23 protein-coding genes and 1 pseudogene are annotated in these 23718 nt (G+C 69.4%); 15 read left to right on the top strand and 9 right to left on the bottom strand.

Features of this window, described 5'->3' with window-relative positions; genetic code table 11:
• Positions 1–7: 7 nt before the first annotated feature.
• Positions 8–1081: a threonine aldolase family protein gene (locus tag HLH21_RS01915; protein ID WP_246379047.1), complete on the top strand. Its 1074-nt coding sequence runs from the start codon at positions 8–10 to the stop codon at positions 1079–1081.
• Between the two features lie 119 nt (positions 1082–1200).
• Here HLH21_RS01915 and HLH21_RS01910 read toward each other — a convergent pair whose 3' ends face one another.
• Together HLH21_RS01910 and HLH21_RS01905 are read right to left on the bottom strand one after the other, a co-directional pair.
• Entirely contained in the window at positions 1201–2769 is a 1569-nt protein-coding gene (locus HLH21_RS01910; RefSeq protein WP_182940541.1) for a Do family serine endopeptidase, read from the bottom strand.
• Between the two features lie 139 nt (positions 2770–2908).
• Complete coding sequence (locus tag HLH21_RS01905; protein ID WP_182940540.1) at positions 2909–3385, bottom strand: nucleoside deaminase; 477 nt, start codon at positions 3383–3385, stop codon at positions 2909–2911.
• Between the two features lie 299 nt (positions 3386–3684).
• Between HLH21_RS01905 and HLH21_RS17120 the strand changes: the two genes are divergently transcribed.
• Positions 3685–3810: a hypothetical protein gene (locus HLH21_RS17120; protein WP_264811604.1), complete on the top strand. Its 126-nt coding sequence runs from the start codon at positions 3685–3687 to the stop codon at positions 3808–3810.
• Positions 3811–3898: 88 nt separating this feature from the next.
• Here the strand turns inward: HLH21_RS17120 and HLH21_RS01900 are convergent, their stop codons facing one another.
• The gene (locus HLH21_RS01900; RefSeq protein ID WP_182940539.1) at positions 3899–4873 is read right to left on the bottom strand and encodes an SDR family NAD(P)-dependent oxidoreductase; all 975 of its coding nucleotides are present in this window, start codon (positions 4871–4873) and stop codon (positions 3899–3901) included.
• 135 nt (positions 4874–5008) lie between these two features.
• Here HLH21_RS01900 and HLH21_RS01895 point away from each other — a divergent pair, with 135 nt between their 5' ends.
• Entirely contained in the window at positions 5009–5587 is a 579-nt protein-coding gene (locus HLH21_RS01895; protein ID WP_246379045.1) for a TetR/AcrR family transcriptional regulator, read from the top strand.
• 40 nt (positions 5588–5627) lie between these two features.
• Here the strand turns inward: HLH21_RS01895 and HLH21_RS01890 are convergent, their stop codons facing one another.
• From HLH21_RS01890 to HLH21_RS01880, 3 genes and pseudogenes are all read right to left on the bottom strand, one after another.
• Positions 5628–5954 (bottom strand): zinc ribbon domain-containing protein YjdM, encoded by a 327-nt coding sequence (locus HLH21_RS01890; RefSeq protein ID WP_182940537.1) that lies wholly within the window; start codon positions 5952–5954, stop codon positions 5628–5630.
• 1036 nt (positions 5955–6990) lie between these two features.
• Positions 6991–7104, bottom strand: a pseudogene (locus tag HLH21_RS01885) (IS5/IS1182 family transposase); the annotation flags it as partial.
• A 229-nt stretch (positions 7105–7333) separates the two neighbouring features.
• Positions 7334–8746, bottom strand: a complete 1413-nt coding sequence (locus tag HLH21_RS01880; RefSeq protein WP_182940536.1) for an aminotransferase-like domain-containing protein — start codon at positions 8744–8746, stop codon at positions 7334–7336.
• A gap of 274 nt (positions 8747–9020) precedes the next feature.
• Here HLH21_RS01880 and HLH21_RS01875 point away from each other — a divergent pair, with 274 nt between their 5' ends.
• From HLH21_RS01875 to HLH21_RS01845, 7 genes are all read left to right on the top strand, one after another.
• Entirely contained in the window at positions 9021–9920 is a 900-nt protein-coding gene (locus tag HLH21_RS01875) for a DMT family transporter (RefSeq protein ID WP_220789627.1), read from the top strand.
• Between the two features lie 43 nt (positions 9921–9963).
• Positions 9964–11100, top strand: coding sequence for an aminotransferase class V-fold PLP-dependent enzyme (locus HLH21_RS01870; protein WP_182940535.1), 1137 nt, complete (start codon positions 9964–9966; stop codon positions 11098–11100).
• Between the two features lie 79 nt (positions 11101–11179).
• On the top strand, positions 11180–11914 hold the full coding sequence (locus HLH21_RS01865; RefSeq protein ID WP_182940534.1) for a gamma-glutamyl-gamma-aminobutyrate hydrolase family protein: 735 nt from the start codon (positions 11180–11182) through the stop codon (positions 11912–11914).
• Entirely contained in the window at positions 11911–12684 is a 774-nt protein-coding gene (locus HLH21_RS01860; RefSeq protein ID WP_182940533.1) for a pseudouridine synthase, read from the top strand. The genes HLH21_RS01865 and HLH21_RS01860 overlap by 4 nt, the downstream gene beginning before the upstream one ends.
• 22 nt (positions 12685–12706) lie before the next feature.
• Positions 12707–13282 carry a 16S rRNA (guanine(966)-N(2))-methyltransferase RsmD gene (gene rsmD, locus HLH21_RS01855; protein WP_182940532.1) on the top strand — a complete coding sequence of 192 codons (576 nt, stop codon included), beginning with the start codon at positions 12707–12709 and terminating at the stop codon, positions 13280–13282.
• Between the two features lie 306 nt (positions 13283–13588).
• Entirely contained in the window at positions 13589–16324 is a 2736-nt protein-coding gene (locus HLH21_RS01850; RefSeq protein ID WP_182940531.1) for a DNA translocase FtsK, read from the top strand.
• Positions 16321–17013: an RluA family pseudouridine synthase gene (locus HLH21_RS01845; RefSeq protein ID WP_182940530.1), complete on the top strand. Its 693-nt coding sequence runs from the start codon at positions 16321–16323 to the stop codon at positions 17011–17013. Before HLH21_RS01850 ends, HLH21_RS01845 begins: the two co-directional genes overlap by 4 nt.
• A 139-nt stretch (positions 17014–17152) precedes the next feature.
• Here the strand turns inward: HLH21_RS01845 and HLH21_RS01840 are convergent, their stop codons facing one another.
• Both HLH21_RS01840 and HLH21_RS01835 read right to left on the bottom strand, forming a co-directional pair.
• Positions 17153–17590 carry a hypothetical protein gene (locus HLH21_RS01840; protein WP_182940529.1) on the bottom strand — a complete coding sequence of 146 codons (438 nt, stop codon included), beginning with the start codon at positions 17588–17590 and terminating at the stop codon, positions 17153–17155.
• A 232-nt stretch (positions 17591–17822) separates the two neighbouring features.
• Positions 17823–18365: a hypothetical protein gene (locus HLH21_RS01835; RefSeq protein ID WP_246379043.1), complete on the bottom strand. Its 543-nt coding sequence runs from the start codon at positions 18363–18365 to the stop codon at positions 17823–17825.
• 249 nt (positions 18366–18614) lie between these two features.
• Between HLH21_RS01835 and HLH21_RS01830 the strand changes: the two genes are divergently transcribed.
• On the top strand, positions 18615–18863 hold the full coding sequence (locus tag HLH21_RS01830) for a DUF3126 family protein (protein ID WP_182940528.1): 249 nt from the start codon (positions 18615–18617) through the stop codon (positions 18861–18863).
• A gap of 110 nt (positions 18864–18973) precedes the next feature.
• Here the strand turns inward: HLH21_RS01830 and HLH21_RS01825 are convergent, their stop codons facing one another.
• A complete protein-coding gene (locus HLH21_RS01825) occupies positions 18974–19582 on the bottom strand; it encodes a DUF2939 domain-containing protein (protein WP_246379041.1) in 609 nt (202 codons plus the stop codon).
• Positions 19583–19770: 188 nt separating this feature from the next.
• Here HLH21_RS01825 and HLH21_RS01820 point away from each other — a divergent pair, with 188 nt between their 5' ends.
• The 4 genes from HLH21_RS01820 (at position 19771) to pyk (ending at position 23642) form a co-directional block, all read left to right on the top strand.
• Positions 19771–20613, top strand: coding sequence for a HesA/MoeB/ThiF family protein (locus HLH21_RS01820; protein ID WP_182940526.1), 843 nt, complete (start codon positions 19771–19773; stop codon positions 20611–20613).
• Positions 20603–21016, top strand: a complete 414-nt coding sequence (locus HLH21_RS01815) for a DsrE family protein (protein ID WP_182940525.1) — start codon at positions 20603–20605, stop codon at positions 21014–21016. The genes HLH21_RS01820 and HLH21_RS01815 overlap by 11 nt, the downstream gene beginning before the upstream one ends.
• A gap of 140 nt (positions 21017–21156) precedes the next feature.
• Entirely contained in the window at positions 21157–22128 is a 972-nt protein-coding gene (locus HLH21_RS01810) for an SH3 domain-containing protein (protein WP_408871347.1), read from the top strand.
• A gap of 74 nt (positions 22129–22202) precedes the next feature.
• On the top strand, positions 22203–23642 hold the full coding sequence (pyk, locus tag HLH21_RS01805) for a pyruvate kinase (RefSeq protein WP_182940524.1): 1440 nt from the start codon (positions 22203–22205) through the stop codon (positions 23640–23642).
• The last annotated feature ends 76 nt before the right edge of the window (positions 23643–23718 follow it).

Raw genomic sequence — 23718 nt, 5'->3', positions numbered from 1 at the left:
CACTGGCTTGACGAGGGACGACATCGTGAAAGAGCAGATACGCAAGAATTTCAGCAGCGACAATGTCGTTCCGGTCTGCCCCGCCATCATGACCGCGCTGATGGAGGCCAACGCCGACGCCGCCCCCGCCTACGGCGCCGATGCATGGACCGCACGCCTGCAGGACGCGGCGTCGGACCTGTTCGAGCACCGGGTGCGGGTCTTCCCCGTCGCGACCGGCACGGCGGCGAATGCGCTGGCGCTGGCGGCCACGACCCCGCCCTTCAGCGCCGTCCTGTGCGACGAGAGCGCCCATATCATGCAGTCGGAATGCGGCGCGCCGGATTTCTATACCGGTGGCGCGCGCCTGGTTCCGATCCCGTCCGAGGACGGGCGGATGACGCCCCAGGCCCTCGCCTACACGCTGGACCGCCTGCCGGTGGACGATACGCAGCAGAACCTGCCCGCGACCCTGAGCCTGACGCAGGCCAGCGAATGGGGCACGGTCTACGACCCCGCCACCGTCGCCGACCTGGCGGCAAGGGCCCGCGCCCGGGGGATGGCGGTGCATATGGACGGCGCGCGGCTGGCCAACGCCATCGCGCATCTGGGTTGCACCCCGGCCGAGGCGACCTGGAAGGCGGGCGTGGACGTGCTGGCGCTGGGCGCCACCAAGAACGGCGCGATGGCGGCCGAGGCCGTGGTGTTCTTCGACCCCGGGCGGGCCGAGCATTTCGCCCGGCGCCGCAAGCGCGGCGGCCATGACTGGTCGAAACAGCGGTTCCTGAGCGCGCAGTTGCTGGCCTATCTGCGCGACGACCTGTGGCTGCATAACGCGCGGCAGGCCAACGCGATGGCCCAGCGCCTGGCGGGCGGGCTGTTCCGCCATCCGGGCGCGCGGCTGCTGTACGAAACGCAGGCCAACGAGATCTTCGTCCTGCTGCCCGGCCCGGCGGTCACGCATCTGCGGGCGGCGGGGTTCGTGTTCCGTGACTGGCGCGCGCCGCTGGGGCTGAACGGCACGGTGGTGCGGCTGGTCACCAGCTATTACACGCGCATCGAGGACGTCGATGCGCTGCTGGCCACGCTGTCGGGCGCGTGATGGAAGGCGCCAAAGGGCATAGCCCTTTGGCAACCCAAGGCTTTTAAAACGTATGGGATGCAAGGGCCGAGGCCCTTGCCGGGTTCGGGCAAAGCCCGGCCTTCCCTTCCCGCCGACGGTTACTGGTTATCGTCGGACTCGCCGCTGCTCTCGCCCTCATCCCCCGACCCCGGCGTGACGGCCACGAAGATGTTCTGCCCGTTACGCAGGATCCGCAGCAGCACCGACTGGTTGGCCTTCAGCGCCGCGCGGACGGCGGTGACGGTGGCGCCGGGGTTTTCCACCGGCTTGTTGCCCACTGCCTGGATGACGTCGCCGGCATGGATTCCGGCCTGTTCGGCGGCCGAGCCTGCCTGCACGTCGCTGACGACGACGCCGCGCACCGTGCCGTCCAGGCCCAACTGCTGCCGCAGGTCCGACGTCAGGGGCGCCAGCGAGACGCCCAGGCGCGGCCCGCCCTCGTTCTTGTCGCCCACCGAGCCGTCCGGCGACGCGGCGCCCGACAGGTTGGCGATGGTGACCGAGGCCGTCTGTTCGGCCGAATTCCGCACGAAGCCCAGCGTCGCCTTGGTGCCGGGGGCCACCGACGCCACCTTCACCGCCAGATCGTGCGGGGTGTCGATCTTCTGCCCGTTCAGGGCGGTAATCACGTCGCCGGCCTTGATCCCGGCCTTTTCCGCCGGGCTGCCGTTGCTGACGCTGGCGACCAGCGCGCCGCTGGGCGGCGCGCCCTGCGCCCCGGCCTTCAGGCCCAGCGCCTTGGCCATCGCCGGCGTGATCTGCTGCGCCACCACGCCCAGATAGCCGCGCGTGACGTGGCCCGTCTTTTCCAACTGCGAGACGACGTTCTTCACCACGTCGGACGGGATGGCGAAACCGATGCCGATCGACCCGCCGCCCGAGGGCGACAGGATGGCGGTGTTCACGCCCACGACCTTGCCGTCCTGGGTAAACAGCGGGCCGCCGGAATTGCCGCGATTGATCGGCGCGTCGACCTGGATGAACGAATCATACGGGCCATCGCCGATGTCGCGCCCGCGCGCCGAGACGATGCCCGCCGTCACGGTGCCGCCCAGCCCGTAGGGGTTGCCGACCGCGACCACCCATTCGCCGGGCTCGATCTTGTCGGAATCGCCCAGTTCGATGAAGCGCAGCTTGCTCTGCGACGTCACCTTCAGCAGCGCCAGGTCGGTCTTGGGGTCGCGGCCGACGATCTTGGCCGGCAGGGTCGTGCCGTCATCCAGCGTCACCGTGACCTTGGTCGCGCCCTTCACCACATGGTTGTTGGTCACCACAAAGCCGTCGGCCGAAATGATGAAGCCCGATCCCCGGGCCTCGACCGTGCGGCGCTGCTGCTGCTGCGGCATCATCTGGAACGGGAAGGGGAACGGGAAGGGGGACTGGGGCTGCCCGTCCATGCCGCCTTCGTCGTCCATGGCGTCGGCGCGCAGGCTGGCGGTGATCGACACCACCGCGGGCTTCACCTGCTTCACCAGATTGACGAAATTCGGCAGCGTCTGGATCTGCGTATCCGGCCGGATCACACCGGTGTCGTCGGCGCGCGCACGTGCGACCAGCGCCCCGTCGGCCGCGCCGCCCAGCGCGGTGCCCGCGACCAGCGCGGCCAGCACCCCTGCCCGCAGCCGACGGACGCGGGGGAAAGAAATCGGCTGAAACTCGTCAGACATAGCGTTCCTGATTGTTGCCGGGGCGGCCAGACCGGCGATCCGCCCCGAATCCTCTCTCATCGTGGCAGGATGCGATACCGGAGCGCACACCACCCCTACCTGCCGATGAAAGATGCGTTAACTGCGCGCCGGCCGCAAATCACCGGCCGCGCAGGCGGGCGAAAAAATCGCGCAGCAGGGCGGCGGCCTCGGTCTCGCGCACGCCGCCGATCCATTCGGGGCGGTGCAGGCAATCGGGCCGGGCGAACAGGCGCGGCCCGTGTTCCACCCCGCCGCCCTTGGGGTCGTAGGCCCCGAATATGATGCGCCCGACGCGGAAATGCACCGCCGCCGCCGCGCACATCGGGCAGGGTTCCAGGGTCACCACCAGGGTGCAGCCGGCCAGGCGCGGGCCGCCCAGCCGCCGGACGGCCGCGCGCATGACCAGCATTTCCGCGTGGGCCGAGGCATCGTCCCCGGCCTCCACCGCGTTGCCGGCGTGGGCCAGCACCGTGCCGTCGGGTCCGACCAGCACCGCGCCCACCGGGACCTCGCCCCGCGCGGCGGCGGCCCGGGCCTCGTCCATCGCGATCGACATCGGGTCGCGCGGGTCGCGGGACGGGCTGTCAGCACCCATCGCGCACCGCGCCGAGACAGCAGAAAACCAGGATTTATCCCTCCCGCATCATGCAACCCGGATCGGGCCGGGGACGTTCCGATCCATACCGCAGGCGCCCGGTCCATGCGCCCGTGGCGGCGATACGGTGCAATCACAACATGTTACAGACGCTGCCACATCGCGTACGGCCTCAGGGGCACGACACCCGGAAAAGATATTGATTTTAATGGACAGACAGGAAAACGGGTGACACCCTCGCCGCAATCCGGGTAACGTTTCCTGTAACAATCGAAACCGATATGAACAGGAGGAAGACGATGAATACGCTCACGCTGATCCTGGCCGCCGCGGCAATCGTGATCGGTTTTTCCGCCTGCGAACCCGGACTGATGGGTCACCGCACCCTGACCGCGAGCGTGCATTCGGTCGTCTACGACGGCTGATCGGCCACCCCGGTTGCCTTGACGACTGGATTTCAAAGGCAATGCCTTTGATGGGGTCCAAGGGGCCAGGCCCCTTGTGCCTCGCGGTTCAGAAACGCTCGCCGACCATTTCCTCGCTCCGGCTCCACAGGGCCTCGGCATGCGCCGGGTCCAGGGCATAGCCGCGCACACCTTCGCTGATCGCACTGATCGTCACGTCGTCGGGTACGATCGTGCCGACATGACAGTTCTCGCAATAGCGGCCGCCGACGGCGTCGGCCGGCGCGACCACCCCCGCCCACACCGAGGTCGCGGCGCCCTGGGGGATGGTCTTCCAGGCGAAGGGTGCTTCGCCGCTGGCGGCGCGCTGCTGGTTTATCTGGGCGACCATCGCCTCGAGCTGGGCCGGGTCCATATGGCGGCCAAGTTCGGTCTGGATGCCACCCGGATGCACCGCCGTGGCGCGCACACCATGGGCCCGATGCCGCTGGTCGAAGGCGACCGCAAACAGGATATTGGCGGTTTTCGAGCGCCCATAGGCAACGAACGGGTCGTAGGGCGTGTGCTCAAAATTCGGGTCGTCCAGATCGACGTCGGAAAAGCGATGACCGGACGAGGCCAGAGTCACCAGCCGCGCGCCGGCGCGCATCAGTGGCGCAATCCGGTTGACCAGCACGAAATGGCCGAGATGATTGGTGCCGAACTGCGTTTCGAACCCGTCCGCCGTATGGCCGAACGGCGTCGCCATGACGCCGGCATTGGCGATAACCAGATCGAACGGTTCGGCCCTGGCGTTCAATGCATCCGCGCAGGCGCGCACGCTGGCCAGCCGGGCAAGGTCGAGTTCGACCAGTTCGAAGCCACCGCCCTGTCGCGCATCCGCGCGGACCTGTGCCGTCGCGGCCTGGGCCTTGTGCAGGTCGCGCGCCGCACCGACGACATATGCGCCATGGGCGGCCAGCGCGCGGGCGGTCTCTACCCCCAGGCCCGCCGAGACGCCGGTCACCAGCACGCGCTTGCCGGTCAGGCTCACGCCTGCCAGCACCTCGTCCGTCGTCGAGGTCGCGCCGAAATCGTCTGCCATGATGGCCTCCGTGATCTGTCCGGACTATGGATACGCGGCATGCGCGTTGAAAAGGCGGCGGCATGCGCGCCATGTGGAGAAAGTCTCCGCTTATTTATATACGGAGGATTGCTCCGCTTAACAAGGGGGACCCGCTTGGCCGAGGACAAGAGCGCGCGACGCCGGCCGCGCAGCGACGGGCAGCGCAACCGCGAACGGCTGATCGCCGCCGCCAAGGCCGCGTTCACCGAGGGCGAGACGGAGGTGCGGTTCGACGAGATCGCCCGCCGGGTGGGGGTCGGCATCGGCACGCTGTACCGCCATTTCCCGACCCGGGACGCGCTGATCGAGGCGGTCTATCGCACCGAGGTCGAACGGTTGGGCGCGGCGGCCCAGCATCTGGCCGCGACGCATCCGCCGCTGGAGGCCCTGCGCGACTGGATGCGGCTGTTTGTCGATTACATCGCGGCCAAACAGGTGATCGCGCCGGCGCTCAACTCGCTCGTCGGCGGCCCGTCCGCGCTTTATGCCGCGTCGGGCGACAGCGTGAAGACCGCAATCCGCGACCTGGTCGCCCGCGCCGTCGCCAGTGGCGAAATGCGCCCTGACCTCGACCCCATCGACCTGCTGCGCGCCCTGGTCGGTGTCGCCAACATCGCCTCCGACCCCGGATGGGAGGCCAGCGCCAGGCGTCTGGTGGATATCCTTATCGCGGGGTCGCGGCCGGGGGCCTGATGGGTCGATGCGGGCCGGAAGGCGCGAGAGGCACGCGCGTTTACGCCTTCCGCAGAAACTCGGCCTTGAGCATGTAGCTGCCGGCCTCAACCGCGTGGTCGCCGCCCCGCAGACGGATATTCTTGATCCTGGTGCCCACCTTCAGCGTTGTCGAGGACCCCTTCACCTTGAGGTCCTTGATAACAACGACCGTGTCGCCATCAGCAAGTATGACACCATTGGCATCGCGCACCACATCTTCGGCCGGTGCGGCTTCGGCGATGTCGGCAGGCCATTCGTAACCGCAGACCTCGCAGACATGGTTCGCCCCTTCGATGTGCGTTTCTTCCAGGGTGCATTGCGGGCAGGCGGGTGCGGTGGTGCTCATGAACGGGACTTAACCCCACGGGGCCTGGCACACAATCCCCCGCGCCTGTTGCGTATCCGCCCGCACCGCGTGCGTTTGCTGACAGGCAATACTCTTGTCTTGCTTCAGGCGATCCGGAATTTCTCATTCAGCTTTGCTCCCCATTCCGGCCGTCTATGCGTTCAGATATGAATCTCGTAAGCGGTCATAACCCCATTGCATTTGGACGACAGGTCTGGCGGGAAAGCTGTAGGTCGGCTTTGGGGCTCAAAAACCTGAAAGCGGAAACCCTGTAGATCTCGCGCGGTTCGCTAATAGCACTTAGGTCTAGGGTCAAAACTCCTGCCCCCATTGGCCTGACACCTATGTTGTCAGGAAGACGACTTAACGACAAACTGGTGTAGCTTATCAAGACCACTAAGTTGTCCGACCACGCGGGGGCACTAATTTGTGTTATTTGGTCACGTGCTTAGTCTTTATTGGAAAGACTTACGTGAAAACGTAAAGGGCATAGTTGCGGGGTATGAATTGTAATAAATTTATTATACGAACAGCTATTATATAGCTCTCACAAATCTTCGCAGTGCCGATTTAGTTTCAATTCGAATATTGTTTGGGAAGAAATATCTAGCAAAATCTATAAATAGATTTTCGAGAAATAGTAAGCCCTCTGGGGTGATGGAAGGGTCGTTTGTTACGTCAAAGAAGAAGAACCATAGAGGTGTACCTCTTTGGATTGCCAATGAAATCTCTCTGCTACCGCGACTCCTAGCGTGACGGCTCAATCTACCGCGAATTCCACTGCGTCTATCTCTACTCACTCCGATATATAAAGTTTCGGAGTTTTTTGGCCAATTATATCCAAGATATAAATCCGGATCGTGTGGATCTCCGGTAGGAATAGAACCGTTTTCGCCTGTGCATATGACGTAAAGGCCGGACCTGTTCGGGGCTAGATGATAGTCCCTTAAAGGTATTGGGTCTGACCAATTGATCAAGAAATTTACCCTAAAAAGCAATATTCGATATTATGGACTATTCTCTGAGTTATTTATCACTAACTGAACCAGAAAGAAACCTGATTGATTTTCCGCGGAACTTTGCGAATGTGAGCGATCATGAACCATGCATGGGATGAGGAGATGCTCGCCTCGACATCTCGGGTGAACCGCTCCGAGATTGACTGCGATTATTCCTCTCAAATCGTAAGCCACGTCCGCTTCGAGGAAACCTCACACCCCGTTCTGGCGTCCGAGAAGAAGGCGAAAGCTGCCGGCAGGTACCTGACGCCAACGTCCGCTACTGAGAATTTCGTGCCCGAAAGCGGGGGCGAATGTTCATATAAGACAGCCCAAAACTGCAAGCTGATGCCGCGTCCATGTTCATGACACGCGCAGGATTCAGGAAACCCGTTCCGGGACTGTCCGGCCCATCAGGCCTGACAGGGTCCCGTACGTTTCCGCGTCCTCCATCCGCGACACGTTGAACCGCATGAAGCCGCCCGCAGCACCGTTGGCGCTGAAGGCATTGCCGGGGGCGAGGACGATGTTGCGGGTCAGGGCGCGGCGGGCGAGGTCCGTGGCGTCGCAACCATCCGGCAGGCGGGCCCACAGGAACATGCCGGCCGTGGGTTCCAGCCAGGGGGTGATGCCGATCGCCTTCAGCCGCCGGATGGTCGTGGTCATCGCGCGGGCCAGGCGGGGGCGCAGGGCGGTCAGGTGGCGGCGATAGCCGCTGTCGGTCAGGACCAGGCGCGTCAGCTCGGCGGCCAGGCGACCGCCCGAGATGCCGGTCGCGACCCGCAGGTTGATGAGCCCGTCGATCCAGTCCGGCCGCGCGGCGATATAGCCGCAGCGCAGCGAGGCCGAGATGGTCTTGGAGAAACTGCCGATACGGATCACCCGGTCCAGCCCGTCGAAAGTCGCAAGGCGGGGCGCCGGGGTGTCTTCCAGATCCGCGAAGATGTCGTCCTCGGCGATAATCAGGTCATGGGCTTCGGCCAGTTTCAGCATGCGATGCGCCGTGACCGGCGACAGCATCGCCCCCGTCGGATTATGCAGCGCCGAATTGGTGACGTAGAGCCGGGGCCGGGCCTCCGCCGCCAGGGCCGCGAAACGGTCCAGGTCGGGGCCGTCCGGCGTGTAGGGCACGCCGACGACCCTCACCTGATGCGCGCGCAGCATGGCGTGGAAATTGAAATAGCACGGGTCGTCCACCATCACCGCGTCGCCCGGCCGCAGGAAATAGCGGCAGACCAGATCCAGCGCATGGGTGCCGGAATCGGTCAGCAGGATCTGCGCCGGGGCGGCCATGATGTCCTGGTCCGCCATGCGCCGGGCCAGCAGGCGGCGCAGGGCCGGCAGGCCGAGGGGCGCGTCATATTCGAACAGCCCGCCGCCGGTGCGGGCGATCGTCCGCAGGGCGCGGCGCATGGCGTCCTCCGGCATCCAGGATTCGGGCAGCCAGCCGCAGCCGGGGGCGATCCGCCGGCTGGCGTCCTCCAGCGACTGGCGCAGCACCATCAGCGGGTCGATGTCCCGGTCGCGGGGCGCCGGTTCCATGTCCAGCGACAGGGGCGCCAGCGGCGCGGTCACGAAGAAGCCGGCGCCGGCGCGCGCGCGGATCACGCCTTCGGCGGCCAGGCGGTCATAGGCCTCCACCACCGTGGATTTCGAGACTTCCATCGTCTCCGCCATCAGGCGGATCGAGGGCAGGCGCGCGCCCGGCGTCAACTGGCGGCGGTCGATACGACGGCGGACTTCATGGACGATCCGCGCCACGCGCGTGCCGTCCCGGGGTTGGGAGTTATCCATCCTTGTGCCAATTCGCGTTACGCGCGGCCTGCCTCAGGGCGCTGCCCTGAAACCTGCCAAAGGCCACAGGCCTTTGGAAACCAATCTGTTTATCCATGATCGGGGTCCAGGGCCTCAGGCCTTGGTGGGCTCGGGCAAAGCCCGATCTGTCCTGCCACCTGTGTCATTCCGTACTGTATCATTGATCGGTACAGTACAAGATAATCGTACCGGACTGTCTCTGGAAAGCCTGTTCCCTCCTGCCGCAGAAGGAGGGCGGGAAAGGAGACAGGCGATGGCGCTGAACAAGACGACCGAAGGATGGATCTGCGGCCTGGTCGGCGTGGCGATCTTCAGCGGGTCGATGCCCGCGACGAAGCTGGCCGTGACGGGGTTCGACCCCGTGTTCCTGACCGCCGCGCGGGCCGCCCTGGCGGCTGTGCTGGGGGCGCTGTGCCTGGCCCGCCTGCGCGCGTCGCCCCCGGCCCGCACGGATGGCTGGCCGCTGGTGACGGTCGCGCTGTGCGTCGTCGTCGGGTTTCCGCTGCTCAGCGCCATGGCGTTGCGGCACATGACGGCGTCGCGGTCGATCCTGTTCCTGGGCCTGCTGCCGCTGGCGACGGCCTTCTTCGGCGTGCTGCGCGGGGGCGAGCGCCCCCGTGCGCCGTTCTGGCTGTGCTCGGCCGGCGGGGCGGGGCTGGTGGTGCTGATGGCGGCGCGGCAGGGCGGCGGCGGGTTCGGCATCGCCGATTTGACGATGGGCGCGTCGGTGCTGCTGTGCGGGCTGGGCTATGCCGAAGGCGGCGCACTGGCCCGCCGGCTGGGCGGCTGGCAGGTCATCTGCTGGGCGCTGCTGGTGGCGGCCCCGTTCATGACCCTGGTGGCGCTGATGCTCTGCCCGCCGTCGCTGCACGGCATCCCGCCGGCGGCGTGGCTGGGGCTGGGCTATGTGACGGTGTTTTCCATGCTGGTGGGCTTCATCTTCTGGTATCGCGGCCTGGCGCTGGGCGGAATCGCCGCCGTGGGGCAGGTACAGCTTCTGCAACCGTTCCTGGCCTTCGCCCTGGCGGCCGTCCTCCTGCATGAGGCGATCGGCTGGCCGCTGGTGCTGACGGCCGCGGGTGTCGCCTGCTGCGTGGCCGGGGCGCGGCGTTTCGCCGCCCGCGTTACCCCCATCGAACCCACCAGGGCCTGAGGCCCTGGACCCCCGATCCCCGCATCCATCACGGAGGAAAACGATGTCCGACCCGACGACACGCTGGATCGCGCCCGCGCGGGCTGAAACGGGCGTCTACCTGGCCAACGCGGCCTGCGGCCTGGCCTCGGCCCCCGTGCTGGAAGCGGTGACAGGTCATCTGCTGCGCGAGGCCGAACGGGGCGCGACCTGGGCGGCGGCCGAAGCGCGGGAGCGGCTGGAGGCCGGCTACGGCCACGCCGCGCGCCTGATCGGCGCCCGGCCGGACGAAATCGCCTTTGTCGAAAGCGGCAACGGCGCGCTGCGCGCCCTGCTGCTGTCGGTCGGGCTGCGGGCGGGGGACCGCGTACTGGTCGATCGCGCCTGCTGGGGCGGAACGCTGGCGATGCTGCGGGGGCTGGACGGGGTCTCGATCGACGTGATGGCGACGGACGCGCAGGGCGAGACCGACATCGCGGCGACGCGGGCGGCGGTGCGGCCCGGCACGCGGCTGGTCCTGACGACCTGGTGCCCGGCGGTGAGCGGCCTGGTCAATCCGGCGGACGAACTCGGGGCGCTGGCGGCGGAGATCGGGGCGGTGCATCTGGTCGATGCCTGCCAGGCATTGGGACAAATGCCGGTGGATGTCGGCGCGCTGCGCTGCGACGGGCTGGTGGCCAGCGGGCGGAAATGGCTGCGCGGCCCCCGGGGCACCGCCGTGCTGTATGCGTCCCGCCGGTTCCTGGCGCGCACCCAGGCCGTCATGGCGGATCAGTTCGGCGCCGGACGCGAGGATGCGCGCCGGTACGAGGGCGGCGAGGCCTTCATCGCGGGGCGGCTGGGGCTGGCCGCCGCGATCGAGGGCGCGCTGACGCTGGGCCTGCCGTTCATCCGCGCGCGCATCGCCGACCGGGCCGCGCGCCTGCGTGACGGGCTGCGCGCGCTGCCCGGCGTGCGCCTGCAGGACTGGGGGGCCGTGCTGTCGGGAATCGTGAGCTTCACCATCGACGGGCTGGATGCGGCCGACATCGTGAAGCGCCTGGAGCAGGGCGGCGTGACCGCCAGCGCCGTGCCCGCGCCCTATGCGCCGTTCGAGATGGCGGCGCGCGGCCTGCCCGCGATCGTCCGGCTGGCCCCGCATGTGTTCACGACGGATGCCGGGCTGGATCGCGCGGTGGGGATTGTGAAGGCGCTTGCCTGACTACCCCTTGGGCCCGGATTTCGGCCACGGACCACCGGGGCGATTTCCTTCACCGCGATATTCCTCTAGGTCAGGCGGGATGACCCGATCCCGCCCCCTGATCGGCGTGACCCTGGACAGCGAGGACGGCGCCCCCGATGGCGGGGCCTATTCGCGCTATCCCTGGTATGCGCTGCGCCGCAACTACATGGATGCCATCGCCGACGCGGGCGGGGTGCCGGTGGCGCTGGCGCACCATGCGGCGCTGACGGACGACATCATGGCGCGGATCGACGGGCTGGTGATTACCGGCGGGGCGTTCGACGTCGACCCCGCGCTGTACGGCGACAGCGCGCGCCATGCCGCCGTGACGTTGAAGACGGAGCGGACCGGCGCGGAACTGGCGCTGGCGCGGGCGGCGATCGCGCGGCACGTGCCGGTGCTGGGCATCTGCGGCGGGCAGCAGCTTCTGGCCGTGGCGCTGGGCGGCACGCTGATCCAGCATATCCCCGACGCCCGCCCCGGCGCGCTGGCGCACGAACAGCCCAACCCCCGCGACCAGCCCGGCCATGAGGTCGATATCGTCCCCGGCACGCTGCTGGCGCGCGTGACCGGCGCGGCCCGCCTGGCGGTCAATTCCGCCCATCACCAGGCCGTCCGCACGCCGGGGCGCGCGGTGGTCTGCGCGACGGCCGACGACGGTATCATCGAGGCGGTCGAATATCCCCCCCATCCCTTCTGCCTGGGCGTGCAATGGCATCCGGAATTCGCCATATCCCCGGCCGATACACGCCTCTTTCTTGCCCTGACCGACGCCTCGGGATCCAGACGATGAACCAAGACGACCCCCAACACCCCGACCGCGGCGAACGGATCGCCAAATGGCTGGCGCGCTCGGGCGTGGCCAGCCGCCGCGATGCCGAGCGGATGGTCGAGGAAGGGCGCGTGCGCCTGAACGGCGAGGAGGTCACCCATCCGGCGACCTTCGTGGGGCCGGGCGACATCGTGCAGGCCGACGGCGCGGTGATCGAAACGCCCGAGCGCACGCGGCTGTGGCGCTATCACAAGCCGGACGGGCTGGTGACGACCCATCGCGACCCGGAAGGGCGGCCGACGGTCTTCGCGTCACTGCCGGCGGGCATGCCCCGCGTCATCAGCGTCGGGCGGCTGGACCTGAACAGCGAGGGGCTGCTGCTGCTGACCAATGACGGCGAACTGGCCCGGCGGCTGGAACTGCCGTCGAACGGCTGGATCCGGCGCTACCGCGTGCGGGTCTTCGGCGTGGTGGACGAGGCCCGGCTGAAGGCGCTGGCGGGCGGCAGCGTGTTCGAGGGCGTGCGCTACGGCCCGATCGAGGCCGGGCTGGATTCCCGCAAGGGCGACAATGCCTGGCTGACCGTGTCGCTGCGCGAGGGCAAGAACCGCGAGATTCGCAAAGTGATGCGCGGGCTGAACCTGCATGTCAGCCGCCTGATCCGCACGTCCTACGGCCCGTTCCAGCTGGGGACCCTGCTGCGGTCCGAACTGGAGGAGGTGCCCGGCAAGGTCCTGCGCGAACAGGTGCCCGGCCTGGCGGCGCCCACCCGCGCCGGACGCCGCCGCTAGGCCCCCCCCGGACCCCGCCGGGATGCGTATCGTCGCCGGAACCCGTCGCGGGCGCGCGCTGGCCGCCCCGCCGGGCCGCACGACCCGCCCCACCGCCGACCGCGTGCGGCAGGCGCTGTTCGACATGCTGCTGCACGCGCCCTGGGCCGGGACGGACGCGGTGGTGGGCGCGCGGGTGCTGGACGGATTCGCCGGCACCGGCGCCCTGGGGCTGGAGGCCCTGTCGCGGGGCGCCGCCCATTGCACGTTCTTCGAGACCGACCGCGCGGCGCTGGCGGCCCTGCGCGCCAATGTCGCCGCCTGCCGCGCCGAGGCCGCCGCCACCGTCCGCGCCATCGACGTCACCCGCCCGCCGCCCGCCGGCGCGGATGGCGCCTGCGGGCTGGTGTTTCTGGACCCGCCCTACGGGCAAGGCCTGCCGGCGCGGGCGCTGCAGGCGCTGGGGCGCGCCGGATGGATCGCGCCCGGCGCGCTGATCGTCGTCGAGACCGCCGCCGACGAGGAGGTGCCGGCCGGGGCCGGGCCGCTGCTGGCGGAACGCCGGCACGGGGCGGCGCGGCTGTCGATCTGGCGCGCCGCCACGGGTGGGGCCGACTGAGGGGAAGACAAGGATCTAACCCTTTGGAACCCCATGGATTTCTGAAACGAATGGGATGCAAGGGCCGCCGCCCTTGCCGGGTTCGGGCGGAGCCCGACCTTTCCTGATCCATGCCCCCCAGTGCCCATGGGGCGCTGATAGGTATAACTTCCTTCTGTATTCAGGGACCACGGGGCTATAGTTCATCCGGTTCCGCAGCCCCGGCCCGGCGTCGGGGCGTCCACCGGCTTCATCGCGCCTGCCGTCCCCACGGAAACACCCCGTTTCCGCAGGGACGACAGGCCCCCGCACACAGGATCCGAGCCTTTGCCGACCCTTGGCCGCTTCATCCCCGCCTCTCTGGTTTCTCCGCGCATCCGCTCGGCGGCGCGGCAGAGACTGGTCGAACTGGGGGGGATGACGCTGTGGCTGCTGGCGCTGGCGCTGGCCGCCGCGTTGTGGAGCTACAGCCCGCTCGACCCGTCGATGAACACCGCCAGCAGCCAGTTGCCCACGAATCTTCTAGGTATCGCGGGGTCGTACCTGGCCGACGCGTTGCTGCAGAATGTGGGCATCCTGTCGGCCCTGCCGGTGCTGGCGCTGGCGGCGTGGGGCTGGCGCGTCGTCCGTCATGCCGGGCTGGGGTCGGTGGCGCTGCGGATCATCGCCCTGTTGTGCGCCATGCCGGTGATCGGCGCGCTGCTGGCGGCGATGCCGATGCTGGTCCCGTCGCTGCCGACGCCGCGCTGGCCCACCGAATCCGGCCCAGGCGGGGCGTTCGGCCTGTCGATCGCCCATGCCGCGCTCCAGGCCGGGGCGTCGATCCTGGGCCCGGCGGGGCGGCTGGCGGTGTGGGGGCTGGGCCTGCTGCTGACGGTGCTGCTGGTGCCGCTGGCGATGGGGCTGTCGCTGGCCGAATGGATCGCGATCGGCCGGGGCGTCCGTGTGGCGGCCCGCCAGCCGATGCGCCTGGCCCGCCGCAGGTCCGCCCGGCCGGCCGCCGACATGGCGCCCGCCGGCGCCGGACGCTGGGACGGCGCGCTGGACAGTGCACCGGACCATGCCCCACCGCCGCCGCGTCCGGAAATGACCGCCACCGCCCACGCGCCCGCCCCGCCCCCCCGCACGATCCGGGTAGAGCGGCCCGAACCCCGCCCCGCCGCGCGCCCGGCCGCCCCCGCCCGGACGCCGGCCCGCCCGTCGCTGGGCACCGGCTGGGTGCAGCCGCCGGGCATGGGCGACGACGTCGCCGACCCGCCGCCCCTGCTGCTGGGCGGCCCGCGCGCGCAGGAAACCACGGCCTGGAGCACCGAGGAGCCGGCCTTCCCCGACGAGGACGAGGCGATCGCCCTCCCCCCCGCGGCGACCGCCGAGGGACCGCGCGGCACCTTCCTGGACCGCCTGTTCGGCGGCCGGCCCGCCGCCGGCGCGCGGCCGGCCGCGCCCGACACCCATGCCCCCGTCGGCGAGGACCGGCCGGCCGGGCACGGCGGATACGCCCCGCCGCCGCCCGCCGACGGGCGTGACCCGTGGCGCCTGCCCTCGGCCGCGCTGCTGCGGGCCGCCCCCTCGCGCACCGAGACCGGACCGTCGCAGGAGATGTTGCAGGCCAACGCCCGCCTGCTGGAAACCGTGCTGTCCGATTACGGCGTGCAGGGGCAGATCGGGCAGATCCATGCCGGCCCGGTCGTCACGCTGTACGAGCTGGAACCCGCGCCGGGCATCCGCTCGGCCCGGGTGATCGGCCTGGCGGACGACGTGGCGCGGTCGCTGTCGGTGCTGAGCGTGCGTATCGCCACCGTGCCGGGCCGCAACGTCATCGGCATCGAGGTGCCGAACGCGATGCGCGAGACGGTGTACCTGTCCGAACTGTTCACCGACGACGCCTGGCACCATGCGTCGTCGCGCCTGTGCCTGGCGCTGGGCAAGGATATCTCGGGCGTGCCGGTCTATGGCGACTTGGCGCGGATGCCGCATCTGCTGATCGCGGGCACCACCGGGTCGGGCAAGTCGGTCGGCGTGAACGCGATGATCCTGTCGCTGCTGTACCGGCTGTCGCCCGAGGAATGCCGGCTGATCCTGATCGACCCGAAGATCCTGGAACTGTCGATCTACGAAGGCATTCCGCATTTGATGACGCCGGTGGTGACCGAGCCGGCCAAGGCGGTCGCCGCCCTGAAATGGACGGTGCGCGAGATGGACCGCCGCTATCGCGCCATGTCGCACCTACAGGTCCGCAATATCGGCAGCTATAACGAGCGCGTGGCCGAGGCCCGGGCGCGGGGCGAGGTCGTGACCCGCCGGGTGCAGACCGGCTACGACCCCGAAACCGGCCGCCCGACCTTCGAGGAACAGCAACTGGCGCTGGATTCCATCCCCTACATCGTCGTGGTGATCGACGAGATGGCGGACCTGATGATGGTCGCGGGCAAGGAGATCGAGGCCGCGGTGCAGCGCCTGGCCCAGAAGGCCCGCGCCGCCGGCATCCATGTCATCATGGCGACCCAGCGCCCGTCGGTGGACGTCATCACCGGCACCATCAAGGCGAATTTCCCGACCCGCATTTCCTTCCAGGTCATCAGCAAGTTCGACAGCCGCACCATCCTGGGCGAGCAGGGGGCCGAGCAGCTTCTGGGCCAGGGCGACATGCTGTACATGCAGGGCGGCGGCCGCATCACGCGTGTCCATGGCCCGTTCGTCGGCGACACCGAGGTCGAGGACGTGGTGCGCTTCCTCCGCAGCCAGGGCGAGCCGATCTATGACGACGACGTCATCTCGTCCCAGGACGAGGACGGTGGCGGCGGCGGTAGTGGTGGCGGCCGGTCGTCGGGCAACGGGCTGGGCGGCGGCGGCTTCGACGAGGAGACGAGCCTGTTCGACCAGGCGGTGGCCATCGTGGCGCGCGAGGGCAAGGCCTCGACCTCGTTCATCCAGCGCCATCTGTCCATCGGCTACAACCGCGCGGCGAAGATCATCGAGCAGATGGAAAAGGAAGGCATCGTCAGCGAGGCCAACCATGTCGGCCGCCGCGAGGTGCTGCTGCGCCGTCCCGACGAGGAATGAGGACGCGCGCGCCGGGCGGGGCGCTGCCCCGCACCCCGGACCCGTTTCCGATCCTGTTCCGCGACAGCCGTTTCGTGGTGATCGACAAGCCGGCGGGGCTGGCGGTCCATCCGGGGCCGGGCGGCGGCCCGTCGGTCGAGGATGCGTTTCCCCTGCTGTCGCGCCGGCGGGACGGGCCGTGGCTGGCCCACCGGCTGGACCGCGACACGTCGGGCTGCCTGCTGATCGCGTTACGCAAGCAGGCGCTGCTGGCCGCCCAGCAGTGCTTCGCGACGGGCGCCGCCGCCAAGACCTACTGGGCGGTGGTGCATGGACACCCGGCCGCCACGCAAGGCACCGTCGACCTGGCGCTGGCCCGCCGGACGGACCCGGGCGGCTGGCGCATGGTGGCGGCGGCTGACGGCCAGCCGGCGCGGACCGGCTGGCGGGTGCTGGCGTCCGACGGGCAGGAAAGCTGGCTGGAACTGCGGCTGCTGACCGGGCGGACGCATCAGGCGCGGGTACATTGCGCCAGCCTGGGCTGCCCGATCCTGGGCGACCCGGTCTATGGCCGGCCGGACGGCCATCGCCTGCATCTGATGAGCCGCCGGCTGGCCCTGCCCCTGTCGCCGCCCGTCATCGCCGAGGCGCCACCCCCCGCCCACATCCGCGCCACCCTGGCCCGCCACGGCTGGACCATGCCTGAATAACCGGATTTCAGAGGCAAGCCTTTGATGGGGGTCCAGGGCCTCAGGCCCTGGTGGGTTCGGGCAACGCCCGACCTCCCTCGCCCAAAGTGAAGGAAGAAGCGTTACTGGCGCGCTTATGGGACAACGCCCCCTGGCTTGCTCAAGGCCCGTCGAGCAAACGCGGCGCAGTGGCCAGCGGCTGCGGATCATAGACCGCCGAAGCCGGCTGCGGCGGCACCGGCGGCGCGGAGAAAGCCGACACCGGGCCGAACGGCCCACCCTTGACGTGGCGCATCGTCGCCTCGGGCTGCCGGACGCAACCCCGGACGATGGCGGCGCACACGCCGTCCGTGCCGATGAACTTGTCGTCGTCGCCGGAATAATGGACTTCGCTGACGCGGTCGCCGACAAGGCGGATGACGGTCACGCAATAGCTGCCGCTGCCGCCGTAGCTCACTGTCGCCAGGTTCAGCGGGCTGATGCTGAACGAGCCGCTGGCGCCGGGCTTGTAGCTGTACTGGAACACCTTGGTCGTGTCGTTCAGCGTCACCGCCTTTTCGGGCGGGCCGGCGCAGGCCTGCAAATCGTTCGACGTCATGCCGATCATGCCAAGCTGTGCCCAATGGGCAGCGCGGGAATCATCATACCCGCACCCGGCCAGGGCGAGGGGAACGACGATTCCGAACAAAGGGTGACGATACGATCTCCGGGCCAAGATGCCTCCTTCCCTAACTGAAGTCCCGACATGCGGGGGCATCCTGGTACGGCAGCTCGGGCTGGCCTTGTCAAGAAACCGCCCGCATCCGCACAGAGCAGGAGGCGGGGAGGCCCTACGACCCCGTCTTGCCGTTGAGGGCGTTGAGGCAGTCCGCGCCCTGGTCGATCAGGTGGATATCGTGCAGGGCCTCGACCGCGCGGATCGCGCGGTGGCGCCAGGTGGCCGGCATGCCGGCGGGGGCGCAGATCGTCCGGCCGCCCCGCACCGGCCCGTTCCTGGGGTCCAGCGCCGCCACGACCGCGCGCGGATTGCGCGGCAGCGCCTGACGCAGGGCGAGTTGCAGCGACCGGGTGGTCGCGGGGTCGGTGGCCGACATCAGATCGGGCATCAGGTCGATCCAGTTCTGCCAGCCGGTCGCCACCGCACGGCGCATGCGGGGCCACTCCTTGTCCCGGGTCAGGTCCTGTACGGCCTTCCGGGGCCCGTCCTGCTGGATCTGCCGCGCCAGCGTGCGGGCTGTCAGGGTGCGCGTGGCCTCGGTGGGACCAAAGAGCGGCGTCACCGTCCCGGCATGGGCCGAAACGGCCACGACCAGGCAGGCGACACAGGCCAGGCCCCACGAGCGGGCGAAACGGATGAAAAGGGCGGCGCGCATCCGCAAGGCCATTCTCCATGCAGGGGACACAAGGCGAGGGAGCGGAGAAAAGCGGCGGATCATGGCGCGGTCCGGGCGGCAAGGAGACGTTTCGGGGGCAGGCGCGAACGCATGCGGGAATGGTTGCGGGTAGAGGCCCATGTGCCTATAGCGGGCGGCAACCCGGCCGGCACGCCGGATTTCGTCCACCCCGGCCGCCCACATAACAGGCCGGCGCCGGACCGCCATACCCCCAGGGAGCATAAAGTGATGAGCAGCATGTCAGCCTCCGAGATCGCCCGCCTGCAGGTCTGCCTGCGCCGGCTTCTGGGTTCGCCCGAACTGACGGTCAATCCCCCGCCGCGCGCTGGCCTGTCGGTCGAGGTCGCCGTGAAGGGCGAGGTCGTCGGCACGATTCACCGCGACGAGGACGAGGGCGAGATATCCTACGCCCTGCACATGACCATCCTGGAAGAGGATCTGCCCGCCGAGACGACCGCCGCACGGTCCCGCCGCTGAACGGGCCGGCCCTGGCCAGGGAAAGGTCGGGCGTTGCCCGAACCCACCAGGGCCTGAGGCCCTGGACCCCGATCGGGGATAAAGCGACTGGGTTTCCAGAGGGCGGCGCCCTAGCGGGCCAGCAGAACCTTCTGCGCGGACTCGGCCGACGCCTCCATGATCGGATGGTCGGGGTGGGCGGACGGCAGATCCACCCGTGTGATCTTCCAGCGCCAGCCCTGGATACGCATCTGCAGATGCAGGGGGCTTTCATGTTCGTGCCCCGGCACCGCGATGCTGGCCTCGAACATGTCGGGGCGCACGAAACGGACGTGGACGTGATGCAGGATGGCGACCCGTGCTTCCACCGGAATGGCGGGGGCCGCGGGCATGACCTGCCCGACCAGCGACCCGAGATTGTCGGGGTTCACGTTCAGGTCCACGGCGTTGGACACCGCCGCCGTGGCGAAGGACGACCCGAATTCCGGCAGTTCGTCGTCGGCGACCGGCTGGGTGCCGACGACGCTGTCGACAAGCTGCGTCTTCAGGCTGGTGCGGACCGCACGCCAGTTCAGGAAAGACCCCAGCGACCGCATGTCGTTGGCCTGGAGGGCCGAGGAGACGGACCACAGCGTCACGAATGGCGAGGCGACGAACAGGGACAGGGACATCACCAGCGTCACGGCGCAGATCCGGCGGGCCTGGTGCCGACGGACGGCGACCATGTGACCGACAGGCATCAGACGTCCCAAACGGTGCATCAAATCGTCCCCTGATCTTGCCTACGGACCATATCGTAAGCATATCGGGCATGCATGGTTTTCATGTCGCGCGACATAAATTGTCACAAAAAGGTGATCCGAAGGCCGTATTCGTCCGGGCGCGCCGGGTTCATACCATGCGGACAGGCCCCTCCGAGGCAGGACGCATGATCGCCGATTTTTCCGAAACCGAGATCCAGCGCTACGCCCGCCACATCCTGCTGCCTGAAATCGGGGGCGTCGGGCAGGCGGCCCTGCGCGACGCCAGCGTGCTGGTGGTGGGCGCGGGCGGCCTGGGTTCGCCGCTGGCGCTGTACCTGGCGGCGGCGGGGGTCGGGCGGATCGGGCTGGTCGATGACGACGTCGTCGATCTGTCGAACCTGCAACGCCAGATCGCGCATACCACCGACCGCATCGGCCGGCGCAAGGTCGATTCCGCCGCCGAGGCGATCCATGCCGTCAATCCGCTGGTCCGGGTCGACCGCCATCCGATGCGGCTGGACGCGGACAACGCCCGCGCCTTGGTCGCGGGCTATGATCTGGTCTGCGACGGATGCGACAATTTCGGCACCCGCTACCTGGTGGCCGACGCCTGCGCGCTGGAGCGGCGGACGCTGGTGTCGGCGGCCGTCCTGCGGTTCGAGGGCCAGATTTCGACATTCCGGCCGCATCGGGGGGGGCCGTGCTATCGCTGCCTGTATCCGTCCGCGCCGCCCGCCGGCACCGTTCCGTCCTGCGCCGAAGCCGGCGTGTTCGGCGCGGTGACCGGGGTGATGGGAACATTGCAGGCCACCGAGGCGTTGAAGGAGCTTCTGGAGATCGGCGAAAGCCTGTCGGGGCGCCTTCTGGTCTGGGACGCGCTGGCGGCGCGGTTCCATACCATCCGTCTGTCACCCGATCCGGCGTGCCCGCTGTGCGGCCCGCGCGCGACGATCCGCGACCTGTCGGCGCACGAGGCGACGACAATGGGGGCGACCGCGAGGGAGGCCTGCGACATCCATGCCGGATGAGGATTTCCGGGCCTCTGACGCCCCCTCCGCCGGAGGGCTGGCGATCCTGCTGCTGGACGGTGGGTACGAGCGCGCGCACTACGCCTTTGTCCTGGCGGCGGGGGCGCTGGCGGTCGATCGCCCGGTGGTCCTGTTCGCGGCGGGACGGGGGGTGCATGCCCTGGCCCGGGACTGGAGCGGCCTGCATGACGCGGCGCGCGATGCGGCAGTGCGGGCCGGCGGCGTCGCCGGGCTCGACACCCTGCGCGACGCGGTGCGCGAGATGGACGGCGTCCTGCTGGCCTGCGAATCCGGCCTGCGCCTCGCAGGCCTGCCCGCCGACGCGTTGCTGCCCGGGGTCGAGGTGGCCGGCGTTCCGACGTTTCTCGACGCGGCCCGCGGCCGGCAGATCGTCAGCCTGTGAGGCGGGATGACCTGTCCCTTTCCGGCGGATCCCCCTTGCCGAGCGGCGTGGGCCTTGGCAGGGATGCAGCCATGATCCTTTCCCTATTTCCCATCCCGTCTTCCGGCGCGCGCAGCCGCGTCGGCGGCGGTACGCTGTCGATGGCCGTGATGATCCCGGCCGTGCTGTGGGCGACGGGTGCGGCGGCCCAGGGCACCGCATCGGGGGGCGCGGCCCACCACCGCCATCACCATCATCATGCGGGGACTGCCGCGGCCGGGGCGGGCGCACACCGCCACCATCATGGGCCGACCGCGCATCCGGTGTCCGCGTCCGCCCACGCCCGGCACGCCAAGGCCCCGCCGCATCCCTATCACGGCCCGGCGCACCGGTCCGCCGCCGTGACACGGCATGCGCCGGCGATCGCCACGGGGGTTGCCGCCGGCGTCGCGGCGGGGGCGGCGACGGGAGCCGCCGCGTCGGCCGCCACCGCGAACGCGACGGCCCTGCCCGCCAGCGTGCCCCCGGCGGCGCCCGGCGCGCCCGACAGGGACCCGGACAAGGGCACGGTGACCAGCCTGCCGCTGCCGCGTTTCGCGGCGCTGCGCGCCGACGAGGTCAACATGCGCTCCGGCCCCGGGCAGCGTTACCCGATCCAGTGGGTGTACCACCGCCGCAACCTGCCGGTGAAGATCGAGCGCGAATTCGACGTCTGGCGGCTGGTCGAGGATTCGGACGGGCAGAAGGGGTGGGTCCATCAGGCCACCCTGGTGGGCACGCGGACCTTCGTGGTGCCCGGCCTGCCGCCGGTCGATCCGGCGCAGCCGGTCCCCGCCAGCGCGGCCGGCACCCAGCCGGCCGCTGCCCCGGCCGGCCATTCGGACACGCAGATCGTCGGCCGCCTGGCGGACCCGGCCGCGGCCGCCACGATTCCCGGCGCCGTCATGCTGCGCGCGTCGGCCGATGCCGCGTCGTCCATCGTCGCGGTCCTGCGGCCCGGCGCGGTGGGCACGTTCCACGACTGCGCCGCCGGTACCGGCTGGTGCCGGGTCGGCGTGCAACATTATTCCGGCTGGCTGGACCGCAGATCGGTCTGGGGCCTGCTGCCGCAGGAGACAATCCAGCCGTCCTGACTTCCGCGCCCGCCGGTCCGTTTCGAGGACCGGCGGGCCGGTCGAAGAAAAAAATCCAGAAGGAGAAAATGCCCATGACCATCGTCTCCGCGCCCCGGCCCCGGCGAACGAAGATCGTCTCGACGCTTGGCCCCGCCTCGTCCGACATGGCCACGATCCGCGCCCTGGCCGAAGCGGGCGCCGACGTGTTCCGCCTCAATTTTTCGCACGGGACGCATGCGGACCATGCCGCGCGCCACGAGATCATCCGGTCCGTCGAGGCCGAACTGGGCCGGCCGATCGGGATCCTGGCCGACGTCCAGGGCCCCAAGCTGCGCGTCGGCACGTTCGAGAACGGCCGCGTCACGCTGGAAACCGGGGCGGCCTTCCGGCTGGACCTGCACGACGCGCCGGGCAACGCCACGCGCGTGCGCCTGCCGCACCCCGAGATCATCCATGCCGCCACTGTCGGCAGCAACCTGCTGCTGGATGACGGCAAGCTGCGCCTGGTGGTCAGCGCGACCGGGCCCGACCATCTGGACACGATCGTCGCCGTGGGCGGCGTGCTGTCGGACCGCAAGGGCGTGAACGTGCCCGACATCGTCCTGCCGATCCCGGCCCTGACGGAAAAGGACCGCAAGGACCTGGACTTCGCCCTGGAGCTGGGCGTCGAATATATCGGCCTGTCCTTCGTCCAGCGCCCCGAGGATGTCGAGGAAGCCCGCGCCATCGCCGCCGGCCGCGCCTGGATCATGACCAAGGTGGAGAAGCCGCAGGCGATGGACAATCTGGACGAGATCGTCCGGCTGTCCGATGCGGTGATGGTCGCGCGCGGCGATCTGGGCGTGGAACTGCCGCCCGAGGCCGTGCCGCTGGCGCAGAAGCGGATCATCCGCCTGGCCCGCCAGATGGGCAAGCCGGTGGTGGTCGCCACCCAGATGCTGGAAAGCATGATAAGCGCCCCGACCCCCACCCGGGCCGAGGCGTCGGACGTGGCGACCGCCGTGTTCGACGGCGCGGACGCGGTGATGCTGTCCGCCGAGACGGCGGCGGGCCAGTTCCCGCTGGAGGCCGTCGGCATCATGAACCGCATCGTCAGCCGGGTGGAGGACGACGCGGTGTGGCTGTCGATCATGCAGGCAAGCTGCCCCGCGCCCGAGGGCTATGTCGCCGATGCGATCGCCGCGGCGGCGGGCCAGATCGCCACCACCGTCCACGCGCGGGCCATCGTGGCCTTCACGCTGGCGGGCGCCACGGCGCTGCGTATTTCGCGCGAGCGTCCGTCCTGCCCGATCATCGGCCTGACGCCCACCGACGAGATCGCGCGCCGCCTGTGCGTCGTCTGGGGCGTTCTGGCGCAGTCGGTCGGTCAGGAAACCCCCGTCCGCACCGTCGAGACGGTGGTCGACCAGGCGGTCGAAGCCGCCGTGTCCAGCGGCCTGGCCCGGTCCGGCGACAATGTGGTGATCGCCGCCGGCCTGCCCTTCGGCGTCGCCGGCAGCACCAACACGCTGCGCGTCGCCCGCGTGCCCTGAGGCCTCAGGGCGCTGCCCTGAAACCCGCCAAAGGGCATTGCCCTTTGGAAACCCGGTTGTTTTCATTCATGATCGG

Source organism: Gluconacetobacter johannae (assembly GCF_014174305.1).
Lineage (GTDB): Bacteria > Pseudomonadota > Alphaproteobacteria > Acetobacterales > Acetobacteraceae > Gluconacetobacter > Gluconacetobacter johannae.
This window is presented reverse-complemented; position numbering and strand designations above follow the sequence as displayed.

What these genes read in the sequence shown, in the direction of transcription:
- pyk (WP_182940524.1), top strand. Translation starts at nt 22,203, where the DNA reads ATGACCATCGTCTCCGCGCCCCGGCCCCGGCGAACGAAGATCGTCTCG.
- HLH21_RS01900 (WP_182940539.1), bottom strand. Translation starts at nt 4,873, where the DNA reads ATGGCAGACGATTTCGGCGCGACCTCGACGACGGACGAGGTGCTGGCA.
- HLH21_RS01810 (WP_408871347.1), top strand. Translation starts at nt 21,157, where the DNA reads ATGGCCGTGATGATCCCGGCCGTGCTGTGGGCGACGGGTGCGGCGGCC.
- HLH21_RS01890 (WP_182940537.1), bottom strand. Translation starts at nt 5,954, where the DNA reads ATGAGCACCACCGCACCCGCCTGCCCGCAATGCACCCTGGAAGAAACG.
- HLH21_RS01840 (WP_182940529.1), bottom strand. Translation starts at nt 17,590, where the DNA reads ATGACGTCGAACGATTTGCAGGCCTGCGCCGGCCCGCCCGAAAAGGCG.
- HLH21_RS01845 (WP_182940530.1), top strand. Translation starts at nt 16,321, where the DNA reads ATGAGGACGCGCGCGCCGGGCGGGGCGCTGCCCCGCACCCCGGACCCG.
- HLH21_RS01905 (WP_182940540.1), bottom strand. Translation starts at nt 3,385, where the DNA reads ATGGGTGCTGACAGCCCGTCCCGCGACCCGCGCGACCCGATGTCGATC.
- HLH21_RS17120 (WP_264811604.1), top strand. Translation starts at nt 3,685, where the DNA reads ATGAATACGCTCACGCTGATCCTGGCCGCCGCGGCAATCGTGATCGGT.
- HLH21_RS01875 (WP_220789627.1), top strand. Translation starts at nt 9,021, where the DNA reads ATGGCGCTGAACAAGACGACCGAAGGATGGATCTGCGGCCTGGTCGGC.
- HLH21_RS01835 (WP_246379043.1), bottom strand. Translation starts at nt 18,365, where the DNA reads ATGCGCGCCGCCCTTTTCATCCGTTTCGCCCGCTCGTGGGGCCTGGCC.
- rsmD (WP_182940532.1), top strand. Translation starts at nt 12,707, where the DNA reads ATGCGTATCGTCGCCGGAACCCGTCGCGGGCGCGCGCTGGCCGCCCCG.
- HLH21_RS01815 (WP_182940525.1), top strand. Translation starts at nt 20,603, where the DNA reads ATGCCGGATGAGGATTTCCGGGCCTCTGACGCCCCCTCCGCCGGAGGG.
- HLH21_RS01860 (WP_182940533.1), top strand. Translation starts at nt 11,911, where the DNA reads ATGAACCAAGACGACCCCCAACACCCCGACCGCGGCGAACGGATCGCC.
- HLH21_RS01865 (WP_182940534.1), top strand. Translation starts at nt 11,180, where the DNA reads ATGACCCGATCCCGCCCCCTGATCGGCGTGACCCTGGACAGCGAGGAC.
- HLH21_RS01870 (WP_182940535.1), top strand. Translation starts at nt 9,964, where the DNA reads ATGTCCGACCCGACGACACGCTGGATCGCGCCCGCGCGGGCTGAAACG.
- HLH21_RS01830 (WP_182940528.1), top strand. Translation starts at nt 18,615, where the DNA reads ATGAGCAGCATGTCAGCCTCCGAGATCGCCCGCCTGCAGGTCTGCCTG.
- HLH21_RS01880 (WP_182940536.1), bottom strand. Translation starts at nt 8,746, where the DNA reads ATGGATAACTCCCAACCCCGGGACGGCACGCGCGTGGCGCGGATCGTC.
- HLH21_RS01910 (WP_182940541.1), bottom strand. Translation starts at nt 2,769, where the DNA reads ATGTCTGACGAGTTTCAGCCGATTTCTTTCCCCCGCGTCCGTCGGCTG.
- HLH21_RS01820 (WP_182940526.1), top strand. Translation starts at nt 19,771, where the DNA reads ATGATCGCCGATTTTTCCGAAACCGAGATCCAGCGCTACGCCCGCCAC.
- HLH21_RS01825 (WP_246379041.1), bottom strand. Translation starts at nt 19,582, where the DNA reads ATGCCTGTCGGTCACATGGTCGCCGTCCGTCGGCACCAGGCCCGCCGG.